General features: G+C 61.9%; 17 protein-coding genes and 1 pseudogene. 8 read left to right on the plus strand and 10 right to left on the minus strand.

Translation table 11 applies throughout. From position 1 onward, the window contains the following. Positions 1–54: 54 nt before the first annotated feature. The 8 genes from hutH (QZH45_RS02755) (at position 55) to mdoH (ending at position 11,707) form a co-directional block, all read left to right on the plus strand. The gene (gene hutH / locus QZH45_RS02755) at positions 55–1,578 is read left to right on the plus strand and encodes a histidine ammonia-lyase (RefSeq protein ID WP_055135915.1); all 1,524 of its coding nucleotides are present in this window, start codon (positions 55–57) and stop codon (positions 1,576–1,578) included. A 132-nt stretch (positions 1,579–1,710) separates the two neighbouring features. Beyond that, on the plus strand, positions 1,711–3,249 hold the full coding sequence (gene hutH / locus QZH45_RS02760; protein WP_024778093.1) for a histidine ammonia-lyase: 1,539 nt from the start codon (positions 1,711–1,713) through the stop codon (positions 3,247–3,249). A 130-nt stretch (positions 3,250–3,379) separates the two neighbouring features. Then, positions 3,380–4,582 carry an imidazolonepropionase gene (gene hutI / locus QZH45_RS02765; RefSeq protein ID WP_055135916.1) on the plus strand — a complete coding sequence of 401 codons (1,203 nt, stop codon included), beginning with the start codon at positions 3,380–3,382 and terminating at the stop codon, positions 4,580–4,582. An 11-nt stretch (positions 4,583–4,593) separates the two neighbouring features. Beyond that, complete coding sequence (gene hutG / locus QZH45_RS02770) at positions 4,594–5,397, plus strand: N-formylglutamate deformylase (protein WP_024778095.1); 804 nt, start codon at positions 4,594–4,596, stop codon at positions 5,395–5,397. Between the two features lie 248 nt (positions 5,398–5,645). Then, positions 5,646–6,617, plus strand: coding sequence for a prolyl aminopeptidase (gene pip, locus QZH45_RS02775; protein ID WP_024778096.1), 972 nt, complete (start codon positions 5,646–5,648; stop codon positions 6,615–6,617). Further along, the gene (gene dtd / locus QZH45_RS02780; protein ID WP_024778097.1) at positions 6,614–7,051 is read left to right on the plus strand and encodes a D-aminoacyl-tRNA deacylase; all 438 of its coding nucleotides are present in this window, start codon (positions 6,614–6,616) and stop codon (positions 7,049–7,051) included. The genes pip and dtd overlap by 4 nt, the downstream gene beginning before the upstream one ends. Positions 7,052–7,371: 320 nt before the next feature. Next, positions 7,372–9,144 (plus strand): glucan biosynthesis protein G, encoded by a 1,773-nt coding sequence (locus QZH45_RS02785; RefSeq protein ID WP_055135917.1) that lies wholly within the window; start codon positions 7,372–7,374, stop codon positions 9,142–9,144. Beyond that, positions 9,137–11,707: a glucans biosynthesis glucosyltransferase MdoH gene (gene mdoH / locus QZH45_RS02790; protein WP_055135918.1), complete on the plus strand. Its 2,571-nt coding sequence runs from the start codon at positions 9,137–9,139 to the stop codon at positions 11,705–11,707. Before QZH45_RS02785 ends, mdoH begins: the two co-directional genes overlap by 8 nt. A 191-nt stretch (positions 11,708–11,898) precedes the next feature. Here mdoH and QZH45_RS02795 read toward each other — a convergent pair whose 3' ends face one another. The 10 genes and pseudogenes from QZH45_RS02795 to hisI all read right to left on the minus strand — a co-directional run bounded on the left by QZH45_RS02795 (position 11,899) and on the right by hisI (position 20,015). Continuing rightward, complete coding sequence (locus QZH45_RS02795) at positions 11,899–12,270, minus strand: DUF6124 family protein (RefSeq protein ID WP_069018382.1); 372 nt, start codon at positions 12,268–12,270, stop codon at positions 11,899–11,901. A gap of 556 nt (positions 12,271–12,826) precedes the next feature. Beyond that, positions 12,827–13,690: a methyl-accepting chemotaxis protein gene (locus tag QZH45_RS02800; RefSeq protein WP_392396948.1), complete on the minus strand. Its 864-nt coding sequence runs from the start codon at positions 13,688–13,690 to the stop codon at positions 12,827–12,829. Beyond that, positions 13,682–14,743 (minus strand): annotated as a pseudogene (locus QZH45_RS02805) (methyl-accepting chemotaxis protein); the annotation flags it as partial. The pseudogene QZH45_RS02805 and the gene QZH45_RS02800, both read right to left, overlap by 9 nt. 298 nt (positions 14,744–15,041) lie before the next feature. Then, entirely contained in the window at positions 15,042–16,958 is a 1,917-nt protein-coding gene (locus tag QZH45_RS02810; RefSeq protein ID WP_069018384.1) for a methyl-accepting chemotaxis protein, read from the minus strand. Positions 16,959–17,057: 99 nt separating this feature from the next. After that, a complete protein-coding gene (locus QZH45_RS02815; RefSeq protein ID WP_024779932.1) occupies positions 17,058–17,765 on the minus strand; it encodes a 16S rRNA (uracil(1498)-N(3))-methyltransferase in 708 nt (235 codons plus the stop codon). After that, positions 17,762–18,556 carry a twin-arginine translocase subunit TatC gene (tatC, locus tag QZH45_RS02820; protein ID WP_024779931.1) on the minus strand — a complete coding sequence of 265 codons (795 nt, stop codon included), beginning with the start codon at positions 18,554–18,556 and terminating at the stop codon, positions 17,762–17,764. Before tatC ends, QZH45_RS02815 begins: the two co-directional genes overlap by 4 nt. Continuing rightward, entirely contained in the window at positions 18,553–18,969 is a 417-nt protein-coding gene (gene tatB / locus QZH45_RS02825) for a Sec-independent protein translocase protein TatB (protein ID WP_024779930.1), read from the minus strand. The genes tatC and tatB overlap by 4 nt, the downstream gene beginning before the upstream one ends. A 10-nt stretch (positions 18,970–18,979) precedes the next feature. Further along, positions 18,980–19,267 carry a twin-arginine translocase TatA/TatE family subunit gene (locus tag QZH45_RS02830; RefSeq protein ID WP_024779929.1) on the minus strand — a complete coding sequence of 96 codons (288 nt, stop codon included), beginning with the start codon at positions 19,265–19,267 and terminating at the stop codon, positions 18,980–18,982. Positions 19,268–19,291: 24 nt separating this feature from the next. Continuing rightward, entirely contained in the window at positions 19,292–19,624 is a 333-nt protein-coding gene (locus tag QZH45_RS02835; protein ID WP_003186671.1) for a phosphoribosyl-ATP diphosphatase, read from the minus strand. Beyond that, positions 19,617–20,015: a phosphoribosyl-AMP cyclohydrolase gene (gene hisI / locus QZH45_RS02840; protein WP_024779928.1), complete on the minus strand. Its 399-nt coding sequence runs from the start codon at positions 20,013–20,015 to the stop codon at positions 19,617–19,619. The genes QZH45_RS02835 and hisI overlap by 8 nt, the downstream gene beginning before the upstream one ends. Positions 20,016–20,101 lie beyond the last annotated feature (86 nt).

Raw genomic sequence — 20,101 nt, forward strand, 5'->3', positions numbered from 1 at the left:
AATCCCGCTGCGGCTCAAGGGTATTGGCAACTTAATATGTGTATGAGGCTTTAGATGTCCCAGGCTGAAAAAATCATCATCGCCGACGCCCCCCTGCGTTGGCAGGACGTGGTCGCCGTCGCCCGCTTCGGTGCCGAGCTCGAGCTTTCGGCCCAGGCCTGGGCGCGGATCGACAATGCCCAGGCCATCGTGCAGCGCATCGTCGAAAGCGGCGAGCGCGCCTATGGCGTCAACACTGGCCTGGGGGCCTTGTGCAATGTGTCGCTCAAGGATGAACAACTCAGTCAGTTGTCGCGCAACACCCTGCTCAGCCACGCCTGTGGCGTGGGGGCGCCGCTGGCGGATGAACAGACCCGGGCGATTCTCTGCGCCGCCATCCTCAACTACAGCCAGGGCAAGTCCGGCATTCATCGTCGGGTGGTCGAAGCCTTGCTGGCGCTGCTCAATCGCGGCATCACCCCACAAGTGCCGTCTCAGGGATCGGTGGGTTACCTGACCCACATGGCTCACATCAGCATTGCGCTGCTGGGTGTCGGCCAGGTCAGCTATCGCGGCCAGATCGTTGCGGCGCAACAGGCCCTGGCCGCAGAAAGCCTGCAACCGGTTCAATTGGGGGCAAAGGACGGCCTATGCCTGGTCAACGGCACGCCATGCATGACCGGCCTCAGTTGCCTGGCCCTGGCGGATGCGACGCGGCTGGTGCAATGGGCGGACGTGATCGGTGCCATGAGCTTCGAGGGCCAGCGTGGACAGATCGCCGCGTTCGACGCCGAGATCATCGCCCTCAAACCGCACCCGGGCATGCAACAGGTCGGGGCCAACCTGCGCGCCTTGCTCGATGGCAGCGAAGTCATTGCCTCGAGTCTGGGCATTCGCACTCAGGATGCCTTGAGCATCCGTTCTATTCCTCAGGTCCATGGCGCCGCTCGTGATCAGTTGGCGCACGCGCGTCAGCAGATCGAAACCGAGCTCAATGCCGCCACCGACAACCCGCTGTTGCTGGGGACGCCGGATAGCTTCCGGGTCATGTCCCAGGCCAACCCCCACGGCCAGTCGGTGGCTTTGGCGGCGGATCTGCTGGCGATTGCCATGGCGGAGATCGGCTCCATCGCCGAGCGCCGTCTCGACCGATTGATCAACCCGCATGTCAGCGGGCTGCCGGCCTTTCTGGTGGCCAACCCCGGCGTGAACTCGGGGATGATGATCGTGCAATACGTCGCCGCCTCCTTGTGCGCGGAGAATCGCCAGTTGGCGCAACCGGCGGTGCTGGATAATTACGTGACCTCGGGCTTGCAGGAAGATCACTTGAGCCTGGGCACCAACGCGGCCCTGAAGCTGCACAGGGTGTTGGAAAACTGCACGCAGATTCTCGCCATCGAATACCTGCTGGCGGCCCAGGCCTTTGAATTCCTCAAGTCGCAGCGCTTTGGCGCCGGTACCGGGCATGCCTGGAAACTGCTGCGCGAACACGTGGCTGCCTATGACCAGGACCGCTGGCTGGCGCCGGACATAGCCAGCACCGCCGGGCTCCTTAAAGACCCGAACCTGTTGCACAGCGTGTTACCGAATTTGAATTGATCGAAAAAAAGCGCCAGCGTGCCAAGGCACCCCTTGCCCAAAAAGCATCGCTCAAAAGGCGAGGGTGACGGATAACGGAACATTCCGGAGCGACTGGCGGGTAAAAAACAAAACTCTCAAAAGGAGCAATAAATGACTGCCTTAAACCTGATTCCCGGTCAATTGAGCCTGGCTCAATTGCGCGACATCTATCAGCAACCGGTGACCCTGAGCCTCGACGCCAGCGCTTCGGCACAAATCGAAGCCAGCGTGGCGTGCGTGGAGCAGATCCTCGCCGAGAACCGCACCGCCTACGGCATCAACACCGGTTTCGGTCTGCTGGCCTCGACCCGTATCGCCAGCGAAGACCTGGAAAACCTGCAGCGCTCCCTGGTGCTGTCCCATGCCGCTGGCGTGGGCGAGCCGATCAGCGATGCGCTGGTGCGCTTGATCATGGTGCTCAAGGTCAACAGCCTGAGCCGGGGTTTTTCCGGCATTCGCCGGCAAGTGATCGATGCGCTGATCGCGCTGGTCAATGCCGAGGTCTATCCGCACATCCCGCTCAAGGGCTCGGTCGGTGCTTCCGGCGACCTGGCACCGTTGGCCCATATGTCCCTGGTGCTGCTGGGCGAAGGCAAGGCACGCTACAAAGGTGAATGGCTGCCGGCGGTCGACGCGTTGAAAGTCGCCGGCCTCGTGCCGCTGACCCTGGCCGCCAAAGAGGGCTTGGCGCTGCTCAATGGCACCCAGGTGTCTACTGCATTTGCTCTGCGCGGCCTGTTCGAGGGTGAAGACCTGTTTGCCGGTGCCCTGGCCCTGGGCAGCCTCACGGTGGAAGCCGTACTCGGCTCCCGTTCGCCATTCGACGCGCGTATCCATGCCGCCCGTGGCCAGAGAGGCCAGATCGATGCCGCCGCCGCGTACCGCGACCTGCTGGGCGAGCGCAGTGAAGTGTCCGCATCGCACCAGAACTGCGACAAGGTCCAGGATCCATATTCCCTGCGTTGCCAGCCGCAAGTGATGGGCGCCTGCCTGACCCAGTTCCGCCAGGCGGCCGAAGTGCTGGTGATCGAGGCCAACGCCGTCTCGGATAACCCATTGGTGTTCGCCGCCGAAGGTGATGTGATCTCCGGGGGCAACTTCCACGCCGAACCCGTGGCGATGGCTGCTGACAACATGGCCCTGGCGATTGCCGAAATCGGCTCCCTGAGCGAGCGGCGCATTTCCCTGATGATGGACAAGCACATGTCGCAGTTGCCACCGTTCCTGGTGGGCAATGGCGGGGTGAACTCCGGCTTCATGATCGCCCAGGTCACCGCCGCTGCCCTGGCGAGTGAGAACAAGGCGCTGTCCCATCCTCACTCGGTGGACAGCCTGCCGACCTCCGCCAACCAGGAAGACCACGTGTCCATGGCTCCGGCCGCCGGCAAGCGCCTGTGGGAAATGGCCGAGAACACCCGTGGCATCCTGGCGGTGGAATGGCTGGCGGCTTGCCAGGGCCTGGACTTGCGCGGCGGTTTGAAGACTTCCTCGAAGCTGGAACAGGCTCGTAGCTTCCTGCGCGCCGAAGTGCCGTTCTATGAGAAGGACCGCTTCTTTGCGCCGGACATCAATGCCGCCAGTGAGCTGTTGGCCAGCCGCTGCCTGAACGAGCTGGTCATGGCGAACCTGTTGCCGAGTTTGCAGGGCTGACCCGATCGTTCCCACGCTCTGCGTGGGAACGCTTCATGGGACGCTTTGCGTCCCGCTCGACAAGGGACGCGGAGCGTCCCGGACTGCATTCCCACGCAGAGCGTGGGAACGATCCTGACGGAGGACGTCTATGAAAACCCTCTGGCAAAACTGCCACGCCGCCACCATGGCCCAGGGCGTCTACTCGATCATCGAAGACGCCGCCATCGTTACCCAGGACGAACACATCCACTGGATCGGCCCGCGCTCAGAACTGCCGGCCGGTGAGTATCCGGTGGTCAACGACCTCAAGGGCACCTGGGTCACCCCGGGCCTGATCGACTGCCACACCCACGCGGTGTTCGGCGGTAACCGCAGCGGTGAGTTCGAACAGCGCCTGCAAGGCGTCAGCTACGCCGAGATTGCCGCGGCGGGTGGCGGCATCGCCAGCACCGTGCGCGCCACCCGTGCCGCCAGTGAGGAGGAACTGTTCAGCAGCGCTGCCAAGCGCCTGAAAAGCCTGATGCGCGACGGTGTGACCACAGTGGAAATCAAGTCCGGCTACGGCCTGGATCTGGCCAACGAACGCAAGATGCTGCGAGTCGCCCGCCGTCTCGCTGCGGAACTGCCGGTCAGCGTGCGCAGCACTTGCCTGGCCGCCCACGCCTTGCCGCCGGAATACGCCGACCGCGCCGACGACTACATCGAGCACATCTGCGCCGAAATGCTCCCGGCCCTGGCTGCCGAGGAGCTGGTAGACGCGGTGGACGCCTTCTGCGAGTACCTGGCGTTTTCCCCGGCGCAGGTCGAGCGGGTATTCGTCACCGCGCAGCAGTTGGGCCTGCCGGTGAAGCTGCATGCCGAACAATTGTCGTCGTTGCACGGTTCGAGCCTGGCGGCCCGTTACCAGGCGCTGTCGGCGGATCACCTGGAGTTCATGACCGAGGACGATGCCATCGCCATGGCTGAATCCGGCACTGTGGCAGTGTTGTTGCCAGGGGCGTTTTACTTCCTCCGGGAAACCCAGCTGCCGCCGATGGACGCCCTGCGCAAGCATGGTGTGAAGATTGCCGTGGCCAGCGACCTCAATCCCGGCACCTCGCCGGCGCTGTCGGTGCGCCTGATGTTGAACATGGCCTGCACCTGCTTCCGGATGACTCCGGAGGAAGCCTTGGCCGGCGCAACGATTCATGCCGCCCAAGCCTTGGGCATGGCCCGCTCCCATGGTTCGTTGGAAGTCGGCAAGGTGGCGGATTTTGTCGCCTGGCACATCGACCGTCCGGCCGACCTTTCGTACTGGCTGGGCGGTGAACTGGAAAAACGCGTCGTGCGTCACGGCGTTGAAATCGCTTGAGGAGAATGCTTGTGGAGAAAGTCCTGAATTTCACCCAGGGGCGCGTGCCGTTGTTGATCAGCATGCCCCACGCCGGTCTGCGCCTGACCCCGGCAGTGAAGACCGGGTTGATCGACGAAGCCCAGAGCCTGCCGGACACCGACTGGCACATCCCCAAGCTCTACGATTTTGCCGCTGAGCTGGGCGCCAGTACCCTGTCCGCCGAGTACTCACGGTTCGTCGTCGACCTGAACCGGCCCTCCGACGACACGCCGATGTATGTTGGCGCCACCACCGGCCTGTACCCGGCGACGTTGTTCGATGGCGTGCCGCTGTTTCGTGAAGGGCTGACACCCTCTGCCGAGGAACGGGCCACGTACCTGCAGCAGATCTGGATGCCGTATCACCAGGCCCTGCAACAGGAGCTGGCGCGGCTCAAGGCCGAGTTCGGCTACGCCTTGCTGTTCGACGCCCATTCGATCCGTTCGGTGATCCCGCACCTGTTCGACGGCAAGCTGCCGGACTTCAACCTCGGCACCTTCAACGGCGCCAGCTGCGACCCGGTGCTGGCGAGCCAGCTCGAAGCCATCTGTGCCCGTCACGGCGCGTTCACCCATGTGCTCAACGGGCGTTTCAAGGGCGGACACATCACCCGGCAGTACGGCAACCCGGCCGAACACATCCATGCGGTGCAACTGGAACTGTGCCAGAGCACCTACATGGAAGAGTTCGAACCGTTCAACTATCGAGAGGACCGGGCGGCGCCGACCCGGGTTGTTCTCCGGGAGCTGCTTGAAGGCCTGGTGGCCTGGGGGCAGACAAAGTACGGTAGGTAGAAGTCATTGCAAAACCCTTGTGGCGAGAGGGTTCATCCCCGCTGGACTGCGTAGCAGTCCCAGATGGTCGGCGCGGCTCGCTCGCTGTTGGGGCCGCTGCGCGACCCAGCGGGGATGAATCCCCTCGCCACAGGGTTCTGTATTGTTTGGGCGGGGGCATGCTCATTAAGGTAATTCGGGTTTATGATGCCGGACGGCAGATTAAATAGAGTCCCTACAGGGATGACTCGACCCTTACGGAGCGCCCAATGCAGACTTTGTACCCGCAGATCAAACCCTATGCCCGGCACGATCTGGCTGTCGATGACACCCACACGCTCTATGTCGATGAAAGCGGCTCTCCGGAAGGCCTGCCGGTGGTGTTCATTCATGGCGGTCCGGGGGCGGGTTGCGATGCGCAAAGCCGTCGCTACTTCGATCCGAACCTGTACCGCATTGTCACTTTCGATCAGCGCGGCTGTGGTCGTTCCACGCCCCATGCCAGCCTGGAAAACAACACCACCTGGGATCTGGTCGAAGACCTGGAGCGCATCCGCAAGCACCTGGGCATCGAGAAATGGGTGCTGTTCGGCGGCTCCTGGGGCTCTACCCTGGCCCTGGCCTACGCACAGACCCATCCGGAGCGGGTCCATGGCCTGATCCTGCGCGGCATCTTTCTCTGCCGCCCCCAGGAGATCGAGTGGTTCTATCAGGCCGGCGCCAGTCGCCTGTTTCCCGACTACTGGCAGGATTACATTGCGCCCATTCCCCTGGACGAGCGCGACGACCTGCTCGGCGCCTTCCACAAACGCCTGACCGGCAATGACCAGATCGCCCAGATGCACGCGGCCAAGGCCTGGTCCATCTGGGAGGGGCGTACGGCGACCTTGCGTCCGAACCCCCTGGTGGTCGACCGCTTCTCCGAGCCGCAGCGTGCGCTGTCGATCGCCCGGATCGAATGCCATTACTTCACCAACAACGCCTTCCTCGAACCCAACCAGCTGATTCGCGACATGGGCAAGATCGCCCATTTGCCGGGCGTCATCGTGCATGGTCGCTATGACGTGATCTGCCCGCTGGACAATGCCTGGGAGCTGCATCAGAACTGGCCCAACAGCGAACTGCAGGTGATCCGAGATGCGGGGCACGCGGCTTCCGAGCCGGGTATTACCGACGCGTTGTTGCGCGCTGCCGGGCAAATGGCCCGGCGCTTGCTCGACCTGCCGCCCGAAGAAGCATGAAAGGGCTGTTGCAACGGGTCCGTGGCGCTCGGGTCGAGGTCGCGGGCGACATCGTGGGGGCCGTGGACCAGGGGTTGCTGGTTCTGGTAGCGGTCGAACCCGAGGATACCCGGGCCAGCGCCGACAAACTCTTGCACAAGCTGCTTAACTACAGGGTGTTCAGTGATGTCGACGGCAAGATGAACCTGTCCCTGGCAGACGTCGGGGGCGGTCTGTTGCTGGTGTCACAATTCACCCTGGCGGCGGACACCAGAAGCGGGCTGCGCCCTGGTTTTTCGACGGCCGCGCCTCCGGGGTTGGGTGAGGAGCTGTTCACCTATCTGGTCAGTCGGGCGAAGGAGGTGCATGGCACTGTGGCATCAGGTAGATTCGGCGCCGACATGCAGGTGCATTTGGTCAATGATGGCCCGGTAACCTTCCTGTTACAGGTCTGAAAGCGTTTGAAACACCTTTTCGGCCCTGTTTCGAGGTTAAACAGGGCGTTTTCTCGATAAATACTTCGTTGCCCCTGATGCGTTGTCACGCGGCCTGCTAGATAATCGCGCGCTACGGGGGATCAGTGTTCGCTGGTCCATTTGACTTAGGTAGAGATTTGTCCTGAGCCGTTTGGGGAATCATTTTGCCCCATCGGAGTCGGAACAATGCTCGCCAACTTGGCAAGGGTGCTCCGCACGGTCGGTTTTTCAATGCCGTTACCAAGTGGATACTTTATCTGGCCGTTGGTTTTTTGATCTGTTTTCGGCGAGGGTTGCTCGTGATTGTTAGTCCCTGTAATGCACCAAAGATGTCTGCCAAACGGTTTAGAAGCGCTCTGGTAGCGGGCTCGGCGCTGTTGTGCCTGCTCGGTGCGGGTCAGCTGTGGGCATTCAGCCTGGATGATGTATCGGCGAAGGCTCAAGAACTGGCCGGGCAAAAATTCGAAGCCCCGCGCAGCAACCTGCCGAACGAATTTCGTGACATGAAATTCGGCGACTATCAAAAAATCCGTTTCCGTACCGAAAAAGCCGAATGGGCCGACCAGAAGACGCCGTTCAGGCTGTCGTTCTATCACCAGGGCATGCACTTCGATACGCCGGTGAAAATCAACGAAATCACCGCCACCACTGTCGAAGAAATCAAATACGACCCGACGCGCTTCGATTTCGGCGACGTCCAGTTCGATCCAAAGTCCACCGAGCAATTGGGCTATGCGGGTTTCCGCGTGTTGTACCCGATCAACAAGGCAGACAAGCAGGACGAAATCATGACCATGCTGGGCGCGAGCTATTTCCGCGTCATCGGCAAGGGCCAGACCTACGGCTTGTCCGCCCGCGGCATGGCAATCGATACCGCGCTGCCGTCCGGTGAAGAGTTCCCGCGTTTTCGCGAGTTCTGGATCCAGCGCCCGAGACCTACCGACAAGCACTTGGTGATCTTCGCCCTGCTGGATTCGCCTCGGGCTACCGGCGCCTACCGCCTGATCCTGCGCCCGGGTACCGACACCGTGGTTGACGTGAAGGCACGCATGTTCCTGCGCGACCGCGTCAACAAGCTGGGCGTCGCCCCGCTGACCAGCATGTTCCTGTTCGGCGCCAACCAGCCGTCCAAGGTGCTGAACTACCGCCGCGAGTTGCACGATTCCAGCGGCCTGTCGATCCATGCCGGCAACGGCGAGTGGATCTGGCGTCCGCTGAACAACCCGAAACACCTGGCCGTGAGCAACTTCTCGGTGGAAAACCCGCGTGGTTTCGGCCTGTTGCAACGTGGTCGTGACTTCAGCCACTACGAAGACCTGGACGACCGTTACGACAAGCGTCCAAGTGCCTGGATCGAACCGAAAGGCGACTGGGGCAAGGGTTCTGTCGATCTGGTGGAAATCCCGACCGCCGATGAAACCAACGACAACATCGTTGCTTTCTGGAGCCCGGAAAAACTGCCTGAGCCAGGCCAGCCGCTGGACTTCAGCTACCGCCTGCACTGGACCCTCGACGAAGCCAGCCTGCACTCGCCGGACAGCGCCTGGGTCAAGCAGACCCTGCGTTCCACCGGCGATGTGAAGCAATCCAACCTGATTCGCCAGCCGGACGGCAGCGTGGCCTATCTGGTGGATTTCGAAGGTCCTTCCCTGCAGGCACTGCCGGAAGACGCCGAGGTGCGTAGCCAAGTCAGCGTTGGCAATAACGCCGAAGTCGTCGAGAACAGTGTGCGCTACAACCCTGAAACCAAGGGCTGGCGCCTGACTTTGCGCTTGAAGATCAAGGATGTGAAGCAGGCCACTGAAATGCGCGCGGCACTGGTCCGTCCATTGACGCCTGTCGAAGCGCCAGCCGCTTCGCATTCCGTGACCGCCACCCTTGCCAAGGCCGACAAGATCGCCAAGCAACAAGGCGAGAAAGAAGCGGAAAAAGCCAAAGAACAAGCCAAAGAAGAAGCCAAGGCCGTCAAGGCATCCGACGCCGCCGAGGCCACCCCAACCCCGCAGGAACCGGAACCGACTGAACAAGTCCTGACCGAGACCTGGAGCTATCAGTTGCCTGCCGATGAGTAATACGCCAGTACCGCCAGAGACGCTCAGCGAATATCTGGCTCATTTGCCAATGACTGACCAGCAGCGCGCCGAGTTGGCGGGCTGCAAGTCTTTCAGCGAATTGCATGAACGTCTTTCGTCTTCGACCTTCGACGCACCCATCGAGGCGGCGCAAGCGTCGGTGGGGCGTCGCCTGGTCCTGAGCACTGCCGAAGAGCTCGAGGATGCAGAGATGCTGGGGCTCGACGCCAGCGGTCGCGTGTGCCTGAAAGCCACGCCGCCGATTCGTCGGACCAAAGTCGTGCCGGAACCCTGGCGCACCAACATCCTGGTGCGCGGCTGGCGCCGGATGACCGGTCGCACCAACCCGCCGAAGCCGCCCAAGGATGAGCGGGTGCTGCCCCATGCCCGTTGGCGAACCGTGGGCTCGATCCGCCGTTACATTCTGCTGATTCTCATGCTCGGCCAGACCATCGTTGCCGGCTGGTACATGAAAGGCATCATGCCGTATCAAGGCTGGTCGTTCGTGGACCTGGACGAAGTCCTGCACCAGCCACTGCTGCAGACGGCCACGCAAGTGCTGCCATATGCCCTGCAAACCAGCATCCTGATCATGTTCGGGATTCTGTTCTGCTGGGTATCGGCCGGTTTCTGGACGGCGCTGATGGGCTTCCTGGAGTTGCTCACCGGTCACGACAAGTACCGCATTTCCGGCGCCAGTGCCGGCAACGAGCCGATTCCCAAGGACGCCCGCACCGCACTGGTGATGCCGATCTGCAACGAAGACGTACCCCGTGTGTTTGCCGGCTTGCGCGCGACCTTCGAGTCGGTGAAGGCCACGGGTGATCTGGATCGTTTCGACTTCTTCGTGCTCAGCGACAGTAACGAGACCGATATCTGCGTCGCCGAACAGCAGGCCTGGCTGGATGTCTGTCGCGAAGCCGGCGGTCTGGGCAAGATTTTCTATCGCCGCCGCCGTCGTCGCGTGAAGCGCAAGAGCGGCAACCTCGATGACTTCTGCCGTCGTTGGGGCAGCGACTACAAGTACATGGTCGTGCTCGACGCCGACAGCGTCATGAGTGGCGAGTGCCTGACCAGCCTGGTGCGCTTGATGGAAGCCACGCCGGATGCGGGCATCATCCAGACCGCGCCCAAAGCCTCGGGCATGGACACGCTGTATGCGCGCATGCAGCAGTTCGCTACGCGGGTTTACGGTCCGCTGTTCACCGCCGGGCTGCACTTCTGGCAGTTGGGGGAATCCCACTACTGGGGCCACAACGCGATCATCCGCATGAAGCCGTTCATCGAGCACTGCGCCCTGGCGCCGCTGCCGGGCAAAGGCGCGTTCGCCGGTGCGATCCTGTCCCACGACTTCGTCGAAGCCGCGCTGATGCGCCGTGCCGGCTGGGGCGTGTGGATTGCCTATGATCTGCCAGGCAGCTACGAAGAGTTGCCGCCGAACCTGCTGGACGAGCTCAAGCGTGACCGTCGCTGGTGCCACGGCAACCTGATGAACTTCCGGCTGTTCCTGGTCAAGGGCATGCACCCGGTGCACCGTGCGGTGTTCCTGACCGGGGTGATGTCCTACCTGTCGGCGCCTTTGTGGTTCTTCTTCCTGGTGCTGTCCACTGCGCTGCTGGCGGTGAACACACTGATGGAGCCGCAATACTTCCTCGAGCCACGCCAGCTGTATCCGCTCTGGCCGCAATGGCATCCAGAGAAGGCCATCGCCCTGTTCTCCACCACGATCGTGCTGCTGTTCCTGCCCAAGCTGTTGAGCATCGTTCTGATCTGGGCCAAGGGTGCGAAGGAGTTCGGTGGCAAGTTCAAGGTGACGGTGTCGATGCTGCTGGAGATGTTGTTCTCCATGTTGCTGGCGCCGGTGCGGATGATCTTCCACACCCGTTTCGTGCTCGCCGCGTTCCTGGGCTGGGCCGCCACCTGGAACTCGCCGCAACGTGACGATGACTCGACGCCCTGGAGCGAAGCGGTCAAGCGCCACGGTCCGCAGACCCTGCTGGGCTTCTTCTGGGCGCTGCTGGTGATCTGGTTGAACCCGAGCTTCCTGTGGTGGTTGGTGCCTATCGTCGGTTCGTTGATGCTGTCGATCCCGGTGTCGGTGATCTCCAGCCGTGTAGGCCTGGGCTTGAAGTCCCGTGATGAAAGCCTGTTCCTGATCCCTGAGGAATACGCGCCCCCACAGGAGCTGCTGTCGACAGACCAGTACACTCACGAGAACCGTTGGCATGCATTGAACGACGGCTTCATTCGTGCGGTGGTCGACCCACAGCAAAACGCCCTGGCGTATGCGTTGGCGACGTCCCGGCACGGCCAGGCCGAGCCGATCGAATGGCTGCGGGTCGAACGCGTTCGTCATGCCTTGAAGGTCGGCCCGGCCGGGCTCAATAACGGCGAGCGCCTGGCGCTGCTGAGCGATCCGGTGGTCCTGTCCCGACTGCATGAGCAGATCTGGAGTGAAGGCCACTCCGAATGGCTGGCGGCATGGCGGGCATCGGTCAAGGCCGATCCCCATGCACCGCTGCTACCGCTTCGGCCGGTGAGCGCACAGACTCAAGTGGCCTGATGCGCAAAAGCCCCGCTTCCCAAAAGGAAGCGGGGCTTTTTGTTGGGTGTCTTGTGAGCACCACCCCTGTGGCGAGGGGATTTATCCCCGCTGGGCTGCGTAGCAGCCCCCTCAACCTGTCTGACACACCGCATACCCAGGTTTCAGGGGCGCTTCGCACCCCAGCGGGGATAAATCCCCTCTCCACAACATCACTCGGCTTCAGCTCGTGGATCGACCCGATCCAGTGCCCGATTCGCCAGCAGATTGCTCAACTCAATCAACTGCTGAAGACCCAAGGCAAAATGCCGTCGCGAGCCATCCAGCTCGAACGCCAGGTCGCTGGCCATGACATTGGCCGAAGCCAGGGTCTCGCTGAGGTTGGCCAGCAGACACTCGGTGTCGATATCGTCCACAACGGTAAAGAGCTGGCCAGGGGGCGGCGCTTTCTCGGGTTCCGCGTGTTTCGGTTTCAGGTAGAAATCCAATGCCCGCTCGGTGGCTTCCTGGAGTCTTTCGGGGTCGAGGCCGGTATAGGAAGAGGCTGGGTCCGTTTCCGGAGGATTGGGTGTGATCTTGAACATGGTGATGCTCCTAGGGTAATGGAGCCGCCAGAATTCGCTGCTAAACAAAAAAGGTGGCGACTGTACGCGGGTTAGCAGACCGGCCCCTAGAACCCGGCAGACCCTGAGGTCTCCCACGCACAACCGCCATGACATAGACGTGTAGACACTGAAGTCTGAACACGAATGTGGAGAACTGTACGTCTAGGATTGTCCGAGCTGCTAAACCCGATCGCTGAACCGACAGCGACCCGCAAACAATAGGACCCAGACCCCAAGCGCACAAGCCGGCGGATTCTGGCGCAGTTGTAGGCAATGGCGCAAGACGATGTAGCCCTGCTCAACTCCCGACAACAGCACCCAATCCTGTGGGAGCAAGGCTTGCCCGCGATGAACGATAACGCGGTCTGACAGAAGAACCGCGGCGCTTTCATCGCGAGCAGGCTCGCTCCCACAGGCGACGGTGTCGTCAGTGGGAGCAAGGCTTGCCCGCGATGAACGATAACGCGATCTTGCAGAAGAACCGCGGCGCTTTCATCGCGAGCAAGCTCTGCTCCCACCGGGGAGGGGGTATTGTCTAGACCTTGAACCGCCCCACCAACGTCTGCAAATGAACGCCGAGGCGTGCCAGTTCGGCGCTGGAGGCGGCGGTTTCTTCGCTGGCGGCGGAGGTTTGTTCGGAGACGTCGCGCACGTTCAGCACGCTGCGGTTGATCTCTTCGGCCGTGGCGCTCTGCTGTTCGGCCGCAGCGGCGATCTGCTGGTTCATCGACTGGATGGCCGAGACCGTGCGGGTGATGTTTTCCAGGGAGCCACCGGCTCGGCGGGTGAGTTCGACGCTGCTGTCGGTCAGGCCGCGGCTGTTGTCCATGATGCTCGCAACCTTTTCGGTTCCGCTTTGCAGCCCGAGGATGAGTTCTTCGATCTCTTCGGTGGATTTCTGAGTGCGTTGGGCCAGGCTGCGGACTTCGTCGGCGACCACTGCGAAACCACGCCCCGCCTCACCGGCGCGAGCGGCTTCGATGGCGGCATTGAGCGCCAGCAGGTTGGTTTGCTGGGCTACGGACTTGATGACGTCCAGCACGCTGCCGATCTTGTCGCTCTCGTGTTTGAGATGGCTCATCGCTTCGGTGGAGTTGCCGACCTCGTTGGCCAAGCGCTCGATCTGGGCGATGGCTTCGCCGACCACCCGCTCGCCCTCGCGGGCTTGCTGGTCGGCGGCGACGGCGGCTTCGGAGGCTTCCTCGGCGTTGCGCGCCACGTCCTGCACCGTGGCGGTCATTTCGTGCATGGCGGTGGCGACCTGATCGGTCTCGACCTTCTGGCTGTTGACTCCGGCGCTGGTTTGTTCTGTCACGGCCGAGAGCTGTTCGGCGGCGCTGGCGATCTGCGTCACTCCGTCTCTGATACCGCCGATCAATTCCCGCAGACTGACGACCATCCGTTGCAAGCTGCCTTGCAGCTGGCCCATCTCGTCGCGACGGCTGACCTCAAGGTTTTGACTCAGGTCGCCCGAGGCGACACGTTCGACTGCAACAAGTGTCTGTTGCAGCGGAACCACGATCTGCCGGGTGATGAGCCATGCGGCAAGCACGCCGAACGCCAGTGCCAGGAGGGCGACGATGATCAGGGTATTCTTCGCCTGTGTCGTCTCCTGCTCGCGTTTTTCAATTTGCGAAACAGTCAGTTCATTATTCAGTTCGTTCAAGCGGGCGTCTTGATCCACCATTCTCTTGAGCGCGGCGGCGCTGGCAACCTGCGAGTCACGAAACAGGCTGACGGCGGCGCGATAACCCTTGAGTGACTCGGTGGCCTGTTGCAGGTTGGCAATGTGCTGTTCCGGCAGTTTGCCCGGCAGGCTTTCGAGATTTTTCAGCGCGTCGTCGATGGCATCCAGTGCCGGTTGTTCGGCTTCGGCCTTGCCACTGTAGGTGTAGCCTCGAACCTGGAAGCGGGCCTGCTGGATCAATTTGCTCAGCTCGATCACGCTGTTGAATTGCGCGATGCTGTCGCCTTGCAGCAGTGACTTTTCAACTTCCGCGACCTTGGCCACGGCGTTGTCGGCGGTGGCACCGAGCTTGGACCGGGCCGATTCGCGGTTATCTGTCGCTTGGGTCAGGTCGTTAAAGGCGCGTTTGTACTCATCGAGGATCGCCAGCTGCTGGTTGAACATCTGCTGGTCAACGGCTCGTACAAACTGTTTGAGAGCGGCTTGTACGCCCTCCTGGAGCTTGCCCAGAAGATCGTTGACGGCGGCGGGGCCTTGCTCACCGCGGCGCATTTCGTATTCGAGGCGAGCGACTCGCAAGTCCTTGGCCGTCTCGTTGAGATGGGCGATGGCGGCCTGTTTGTCCGCCCGACTGATCACGCTGCTCAGGCTGTCCCAGCCTGCAAAAGTACTAAGGACCGTCATGAGCAAGACCAGGCCGAAACCGACGCCCAACTTGCGATTGACACTTACGTTTCCCAGCTTTTCGGTTAGCCAACTGAACATGCCGATACTCCTTCGGACCTTTTTGTAGGCCTTATGAGGAGAGTATCGACCATGCAATGCAGATCTGTAGGAAATAGGTGGGGGATTGGATGGGAGGGGGCGTGCTCTTGTTCGGTTAAGAATCAGTCGCAAATCCGTCCACCGTGGGGCAGCTTGCTCAGGCTCAACTCCCGACAACAGCACCCAATCCTGTGGGAGCGAGCCTGCTCGCGATGAACGATAACGCGATCTTGCAGAAGGACCGCGTCGCCTTCATCGCGAGCAAGCTCAGCTCCCACAGGGGAAGGATTGTGTATCTCTAGACCTTGAACCGCCCCACCAGCGTCTGTAAATGAATGCCGAGTCGCGCCAGCTCGGCACTGGAGCTGGCGGTCTCTTCGCTGGCGGCGGAGGTTTGTTCGGAGACGTCGCGCACGTTCAATACACTGCGGTTGATCTCCTCGGCCGTGGCGCTCTGTTGTTCGGCCGCGGCGGCGATCTGCTGGTTCATCGACTGGATGGCCGAGACCGTGCGGGTGATGTTTTCCAGCGAACCGCCGGCCCGGCGGGTCAGCTCGACGCTGCTGTCGGTCAAGCTGCGGCTGTTGTCCATGATGGTGGCGACCTGTTCGGTGCCGTTTTGCAGGCCGACGATCAGTTCCTCGATTTCTTCGGTGGATTTCTGGGTGCGCTGGGCCAGGCTGCGGACTTCGTCGGCGACCACGGCGAACCCACGCCCGGCTTCACCGGCACGGGCGGCCTCGATGGCGGCGTTGAGGGCCAGCAGGTTGGTCTGTTGGGCGACAGATTTGATCACGTCCAGGACGCTGCCGATTTTGTCGCTCTCGCGCTTCAGATCGCTCATGGCGTTGGTGGAGTGGCCCACTTCCTCGGCCAGGCGCTCGATCTGGGCGATGGCTTCGCCGACCACTTTTTCGCCCTCGCGAGCCTGCTGATCCGCGGCGACGGCAGCTTCGGAGGCTTCTTCGGCGTTGCGTGCGACTTCCTGCACCGTGGCGGTCATTTCGTGCATGGCGGTGGCGACCTGATCGGTCTCGACCTTCTGGCTGTTGACCCCGGCGCTGGTCTGCTCGGTCACGGCGGAAAGCTGTTCGGCGGCGCTGGCGATCTGGGTGACGCCTTCGCTGATGCCTCCGATCAACTGCCGCAGGCTCACGGTCATGCTTTGCATGGCGCGTTGCAGTTGGCCCATTTCGTCGCGACGCTCGGAGATCAGGTTGTGGCTCAGATCGCCCGCGGCTACCCGTTCGGCGACCTGCAGGGTCTGGCCGAGCGGGACGACGATCTGCCGGGTGATGAGCAGGGCGGCAATGACACCGAACAGCAGGGCCAGCGCGGCAGCGGCGATCAGGACGGTCTTGGCCTGGGCGACGTCGTGGTCACGCTTGGCTGTCTGGGTCACGGTCAGCTTCTGGCTGGAGTCGATCAGCACTTGGCCTTGCTCGGCCATGCGCTGAAGGGCGGCACCGTTCTCGATCTGCGAGTCACGGAACTGCGCGACCGCCGTGCGGTACAGATTGAACGAATCGTTGGCCTGTTGCAGGTTGGCGGCGTGCTCCTGGGGCAGTTGGTCCGGCAGGCGCGCCAGCAGCTTGAGCACGGCACTGATGGCTTCGAGGGCCGGCTGCTGGGCTTCGCTCTTGCCGCTGTAGGTGTAGCCGCGAACCTGGTAACGCGCTTGCTGGACCGCTTTGCTCAAGATCACCACGCTGTTGAACTGGGTGATGTCGCCGCCTTGCAACAGCGATTTTTCCACTTCGGCGATGCGGGCCACAGCGTTGTCGGCACTGGCGCCGAGTTTGCTGCGGGCATCTTCGCGGTCGACGGTGGCGCGGGTCATTTCGGCAAAGGCGTTTTTGTACTCGGCCACGGCGGCCAGTTGTTTATCGATCATGGCCACATCGGCCGGCTGTTCGAGCAACTGGCGAGCGGTCTTCAGCCCGGCCTCTAGTTTGTCCAGCAGGTCGTTGACATGCTGCGGCCCTTTCTCGCCCCGCGTGGTGTTGTAATCAATGCTGGCCAGGCTCAAGTCCTTGCTCAAGTCGTTCAGGCTGGCAATGAATCCCAGTTTGTCGCCCCGGCTGGTGACGTTGCCCAAGCCGGACCAACCGGTGAAGGCGATCATCAAGGTGAGAAACAGTACCAGGCCGAAGCCGAAGCCGAGTTTGCGATTGACGCTTACGTTTCCCAGACTCTGAGCAAACCACCGGAACATGCTGATACTCCCTTGAGCGACCAATTGGTTTTATGGGGAGGTATATCGGCGGCTTGAGCGGGATCTGTAGAAATTTGCCGGGATTTTGCGCTGAGGAGATCAGAACAGCCGTGCGAGCAATGCCGTAACGGCGGTCTCGACCCGCAGGATTCGCTCGCCAAGCTGCACCGGTCGAAGGCCGGCCCTGCCCAGCAGGTCGATCTCGTAAGGAATCCAGCCGCCTTCGGGGCCAATCGCCAGCGTGACCGGTTCCGTCAATGCCCGGGGGCAGGGCGGGTGGTCGCCAGGATGACCCACCAGGCCCAGGGTGCCATTGGCGATGGCAGGCAGGCGATCTTCGACGAAGGGCTTGAAGCGTTTTTCGATGATGATGTCCGGCAGCACACTGTCCCGGGCCTGTTCCAGGCCGAGGATCAGTTGTTCGCGAATGGCCGCGGGTTCGAGGAAGGGCGTCTGCCAGAAGCTTTTCTCGACGCGATAGCTGTTGATCAGCACGACGCGCGGCACGCCCATGGTGGCAATGGTCTGGAACACCCGCCGGAGCATCTTCGGACGCGGCAGAGCCAGTACCAGAGTCAGTGGTAGCTTGGCCGGCGGCGGTTGATCGAGGGTGACTTGCAACTCTGCCTCGCAGGCTTCAAGGCGCAACACCTGAGCCTTGCCCATCAACCCGCCGACCCGCCCAACCCGCAGGCTGTCGCCGACGGCGCTGCGGTGGACTTCCTGCATGTGGGTCAACCGACGATCGTTCAGGACGACCCGGTCAGGACCGACGAAATCGGCCTCCTCGAGCAGCAGCAGGTTCACGCTTGGGTCGCTGGCGGCTGGTCGTTGTGGTCGTCGACGGGTTGCTCATCCGCCTGCTCGCTGCGCTTGCGCACGAGGCCGCCGAACAGCACGCCGATCTCGAACAGCAACCACATCGGTACCGCGAGCAAAGTCTGGGAGAAAATGTCCGGTGGGGTCAGGATCATGCCGACCACGAAGCAACCGATGATCACATATGGACGGATCTTCTTCAGGTACCTGACGTCGACTACGCCAATCCACACCAGCAACACCACCGCGACGGGAATTTCGAACGCCACGCCGAAGGCGAAGAACAGCGTCATGACGAAATCCAGGTAACTGGTGATGTCGGTCATCATCTCTACGCCGGCCGGGGTGGCCGCGGCGAAGAACTTGAAGATCAGCGGGAACACCAGGAAATAGGCGAAGGCCATGCCGGTATAGAACAGCAGGATGCTGGAAACCAGCAACGGCACGGCAACGCGTTTTTCATGCTTGTACAGGCCCGGTGCAATGAAGCCCCAGATCTGATGCAGGATCACCGGGATCGCCAGGAACAGCGAGACCATCATCGTCAGCTTCAGCGGTGTCAGGAACGGCGACGACACGTCGGTGGCGATCATGGTCGCGCCTGCCGGCAAATACTGGCGCAGCGGCGTGGAGACGAAGGTGTAGATCTGCTGGGTGAAGGCGAACAGCCCGGCGAAGATGATGAAAATCGCCGCCACGCAACGCAGCAGGCGGGTGCGCAACTCGGTGAGGTGCGATACCAGCGGCATCGGCTGATCGTTCTCTGGGATATTGCTCATGATGCTCGCGGCGGCTGTGTGGGGTCGTTGGGAGCCGGTCTCGGCGCCGTTGGGGCTGTTTCTACTGACGCGACTGGCTCAGTTGGCACCGCTGCGGGTTCAGCCACCGGCACCTGGGTCGCCGTTGCCTGTTCGGCCGCGGGCGGGACCGGCGTCGGCTCCTGCTGGGTCGGCGCGAGGATCTTGCGCGCCTCCTGCTCCAGGGACAGGATGTGCTCGTTGTGAAGTTGCCGACGGATCTCGTCGGCACCGATTTCACGCTCAACTTCCTGTTTGATCGCATTGAAGCTGCGCTTCAGGCGCCCGATCCAGAGACCGGCGGTGCGCGCAGCACCCGGCAGGCGCTCGGGGCCCAGCACCAGCAGGGCGACGAGGCCGACGAGCAGCAGTTCAGTGAAGCTGATCCCAAACATTAGTCAGTGCTCACGAGTCTTTGCGGGTCGGCTCTTCGACTTTCTGTGCCTGCACATCGATGGTGTGCGGCGCATTCACAGGCTGTGCTGCTTGAGGCGGCACCGGTTGGGCCGGTTGCACGGGCTGGGCAGGGGTTGCCGCCGGATCGGCCGGTTTCTCGTCGTCGTTCATGGCTTTGCGAAAGCCCTTGATCGATTCGCCGACATCGGTACCCAGGTTCTTCAGCTTCTTGGTCCCGAACACCAGTACCACGACAACCAGGATGACGATCCAGTGTTTCCAGTCAAAAATACCCATGTGGCTATTCCTCTCGATAATTGATCAGGCGGACGGGCGCGAGGCTTTTTCGACGTGCCCGGACAGACCGAAGCGACGGTCCAGTTCATCCAGTACAGCCTGCGGATGCTGCCCCAATTGAGCCAGCATGACCAGGCTGTGGAACCACAGATCGGCGGTCTCGTAGATCACGTCGCTGCAGTCGCCGCTGATAGCGGCGTCTTTGGCGGCGATGATGGTCTCGACCGATTCCTCGCCGACTTTCTCCAGAATCTTGTTCAGGCCCTTGTGGTACAGACTCGCGACATAGGAACTGTCGGCCGCTGCGCCTTTGCGCTCTTCCAGCACCTGGGCCAGGCGGGTCAGGGTATCACTCATGGGTATGTCCTGAATAAATGGCATGCGGGTCCTTGAGCACCGGATCGACGGTTTTCCAGTCGCCGTTCTCGAAGACGCGATAGAAGCAGCTTTGTCGGCCGGTGTGACAGGCAATTTCACCGACCTGTTCGACCATCAGGATGATGACGTCGCCGTCGCAGTCCAGGCGCATCTCATGCAGATGCTGCACGTGGCCGGACTCTTCGCCCTTGCGCCACAGCTTGCCACGGGAACGTGACCAGTAGATGGCGCGGTTTTCGCTGGCGGTCAGGGCCAGGGCTTCGCGGTTCATCCAGGCCATCATCAGCACGCGTCCGGTCTTGTGATCCTGGGCGATGGCCGGCACCAGGCCGTCAGCGTCCCATTTGATTTCGTCCTGCCAGTTTTTCATCGGTAGTCCTGACGGCAGCTGCAAGGTTCAAGCTGCAGGTGAAAGCGGATCTGTGGTTGTACCTTGGGTTGACGGGCCAACCTGTG

The sequence above is a fragment of the Pseudomonas corrugata genome (assembly GCF_050920615.1).
Classification (GTDB): domain Bacteria; phylum Pseudomonadota; class Gammaproteobacteria; order Pseudomonadales; family Pseudomonadaceae; genus Aquipseudomonas; species Aquipseudomonas corrugata.

Excerpts from the sequence above, each read along its gene's own strand:
- hutH (WP_055135915.1), top strand. The coding sequence starts at position 55 with ATGTCCCAGGCTGAAAAAATCATCATCGCCGACGCCCCCCTGCGTTGG.
- hutH (WP_024778093.1), top strand. The coding sequence starts at position 1,711 with ATGACTGCCTTAAACCTGATTCCCGGTCAATTGAGCCTGGCTCAATTG.
- hutI (WP_055135916.1), top strand. The coding sequence starts at position 3,380 with ATGAAAACCCTCTGGCAAAACTGCCACGCCGCCACCATGGCCCAGGGC.
- pip (WP_024778096.1), top strand. The coding sequence starts at position 5,646 with ATGCAGACTTTGTACCCGCAGATCAAACCCTATGCCCGGCACGATCTG.
- dtd (WP_024778097.1), top strand. The coding sequence starts at position 6,614 with ATGAAAGGGCTGTTGCAACGGGTCCGTGGCGCTCGGGTCGAGGTCGCG.
- mdoH (WP_055135918.1), top strand. The coding sequence starts at position 9,137 with ATGAGTAATACGCCAGTACCGCCAGAGACGCTCAGCGAATATCTGGCT.
- QZH45_RS02795 (WP_069018382.1), bottom strand. The coding sequence starts at position 12,270 with ATGTTCAAGATCACACCCAATCCTCCGGAAACGGACCCAGCCTCTTCC.
- QZH45_RS02800 (WP_392396948.1), bottom strand. The coding sequence starts at position 13,690 with ATGGTCGTCAGTCTGCGGGAATTGATCGGCGGTATCAGAGACGGAGTG.
- QZH45_RS02810 (WP_069018384.1), bottom strand. The coding sequence starts at position 16,958 with ATGTTCCGGTGGTTTGCTCAGAGTCTGGGAAACGTAAGCGTCAATCGC.
- tatC (WP_024779931.1), bottom strand. The coding sequence starts at position 18,556 with ATGAGCAATATCCCAGAGAACGATCAGCCGATGCCGCTGGTATCGCAC.
- tatB (WP_024779930.1), bottom strand. The coding sequence starts at position 18,969 with ATGTTTGGGATCAGCTTCACTGAACTGCTGCTCGTCGGCCTCGTCGCC.
- QZH45_RS02830 (WP_024779929.1), bottom strand. The coding sequence starts at position 19,267 with ATGGGTATTTTTGACTGGAAACACTGGATCGTCATCCTGGTTGTCGTG.
- QZH45_RS02835 (WP_003186671.1), bottom strand. The coding sequence starts at position 19,624 with ATGAGTGATACCCTGACCCGCCTGGCCCAGGTGCTGGAAGAGCGCAAA.
- hisI (WP_024779928.1), bottom strand. The coding sequence starts at position 20,015 with ATGAAAAACTGGCAGGACGAAATCAAATGGGACGCTGACGGCCTGGTG.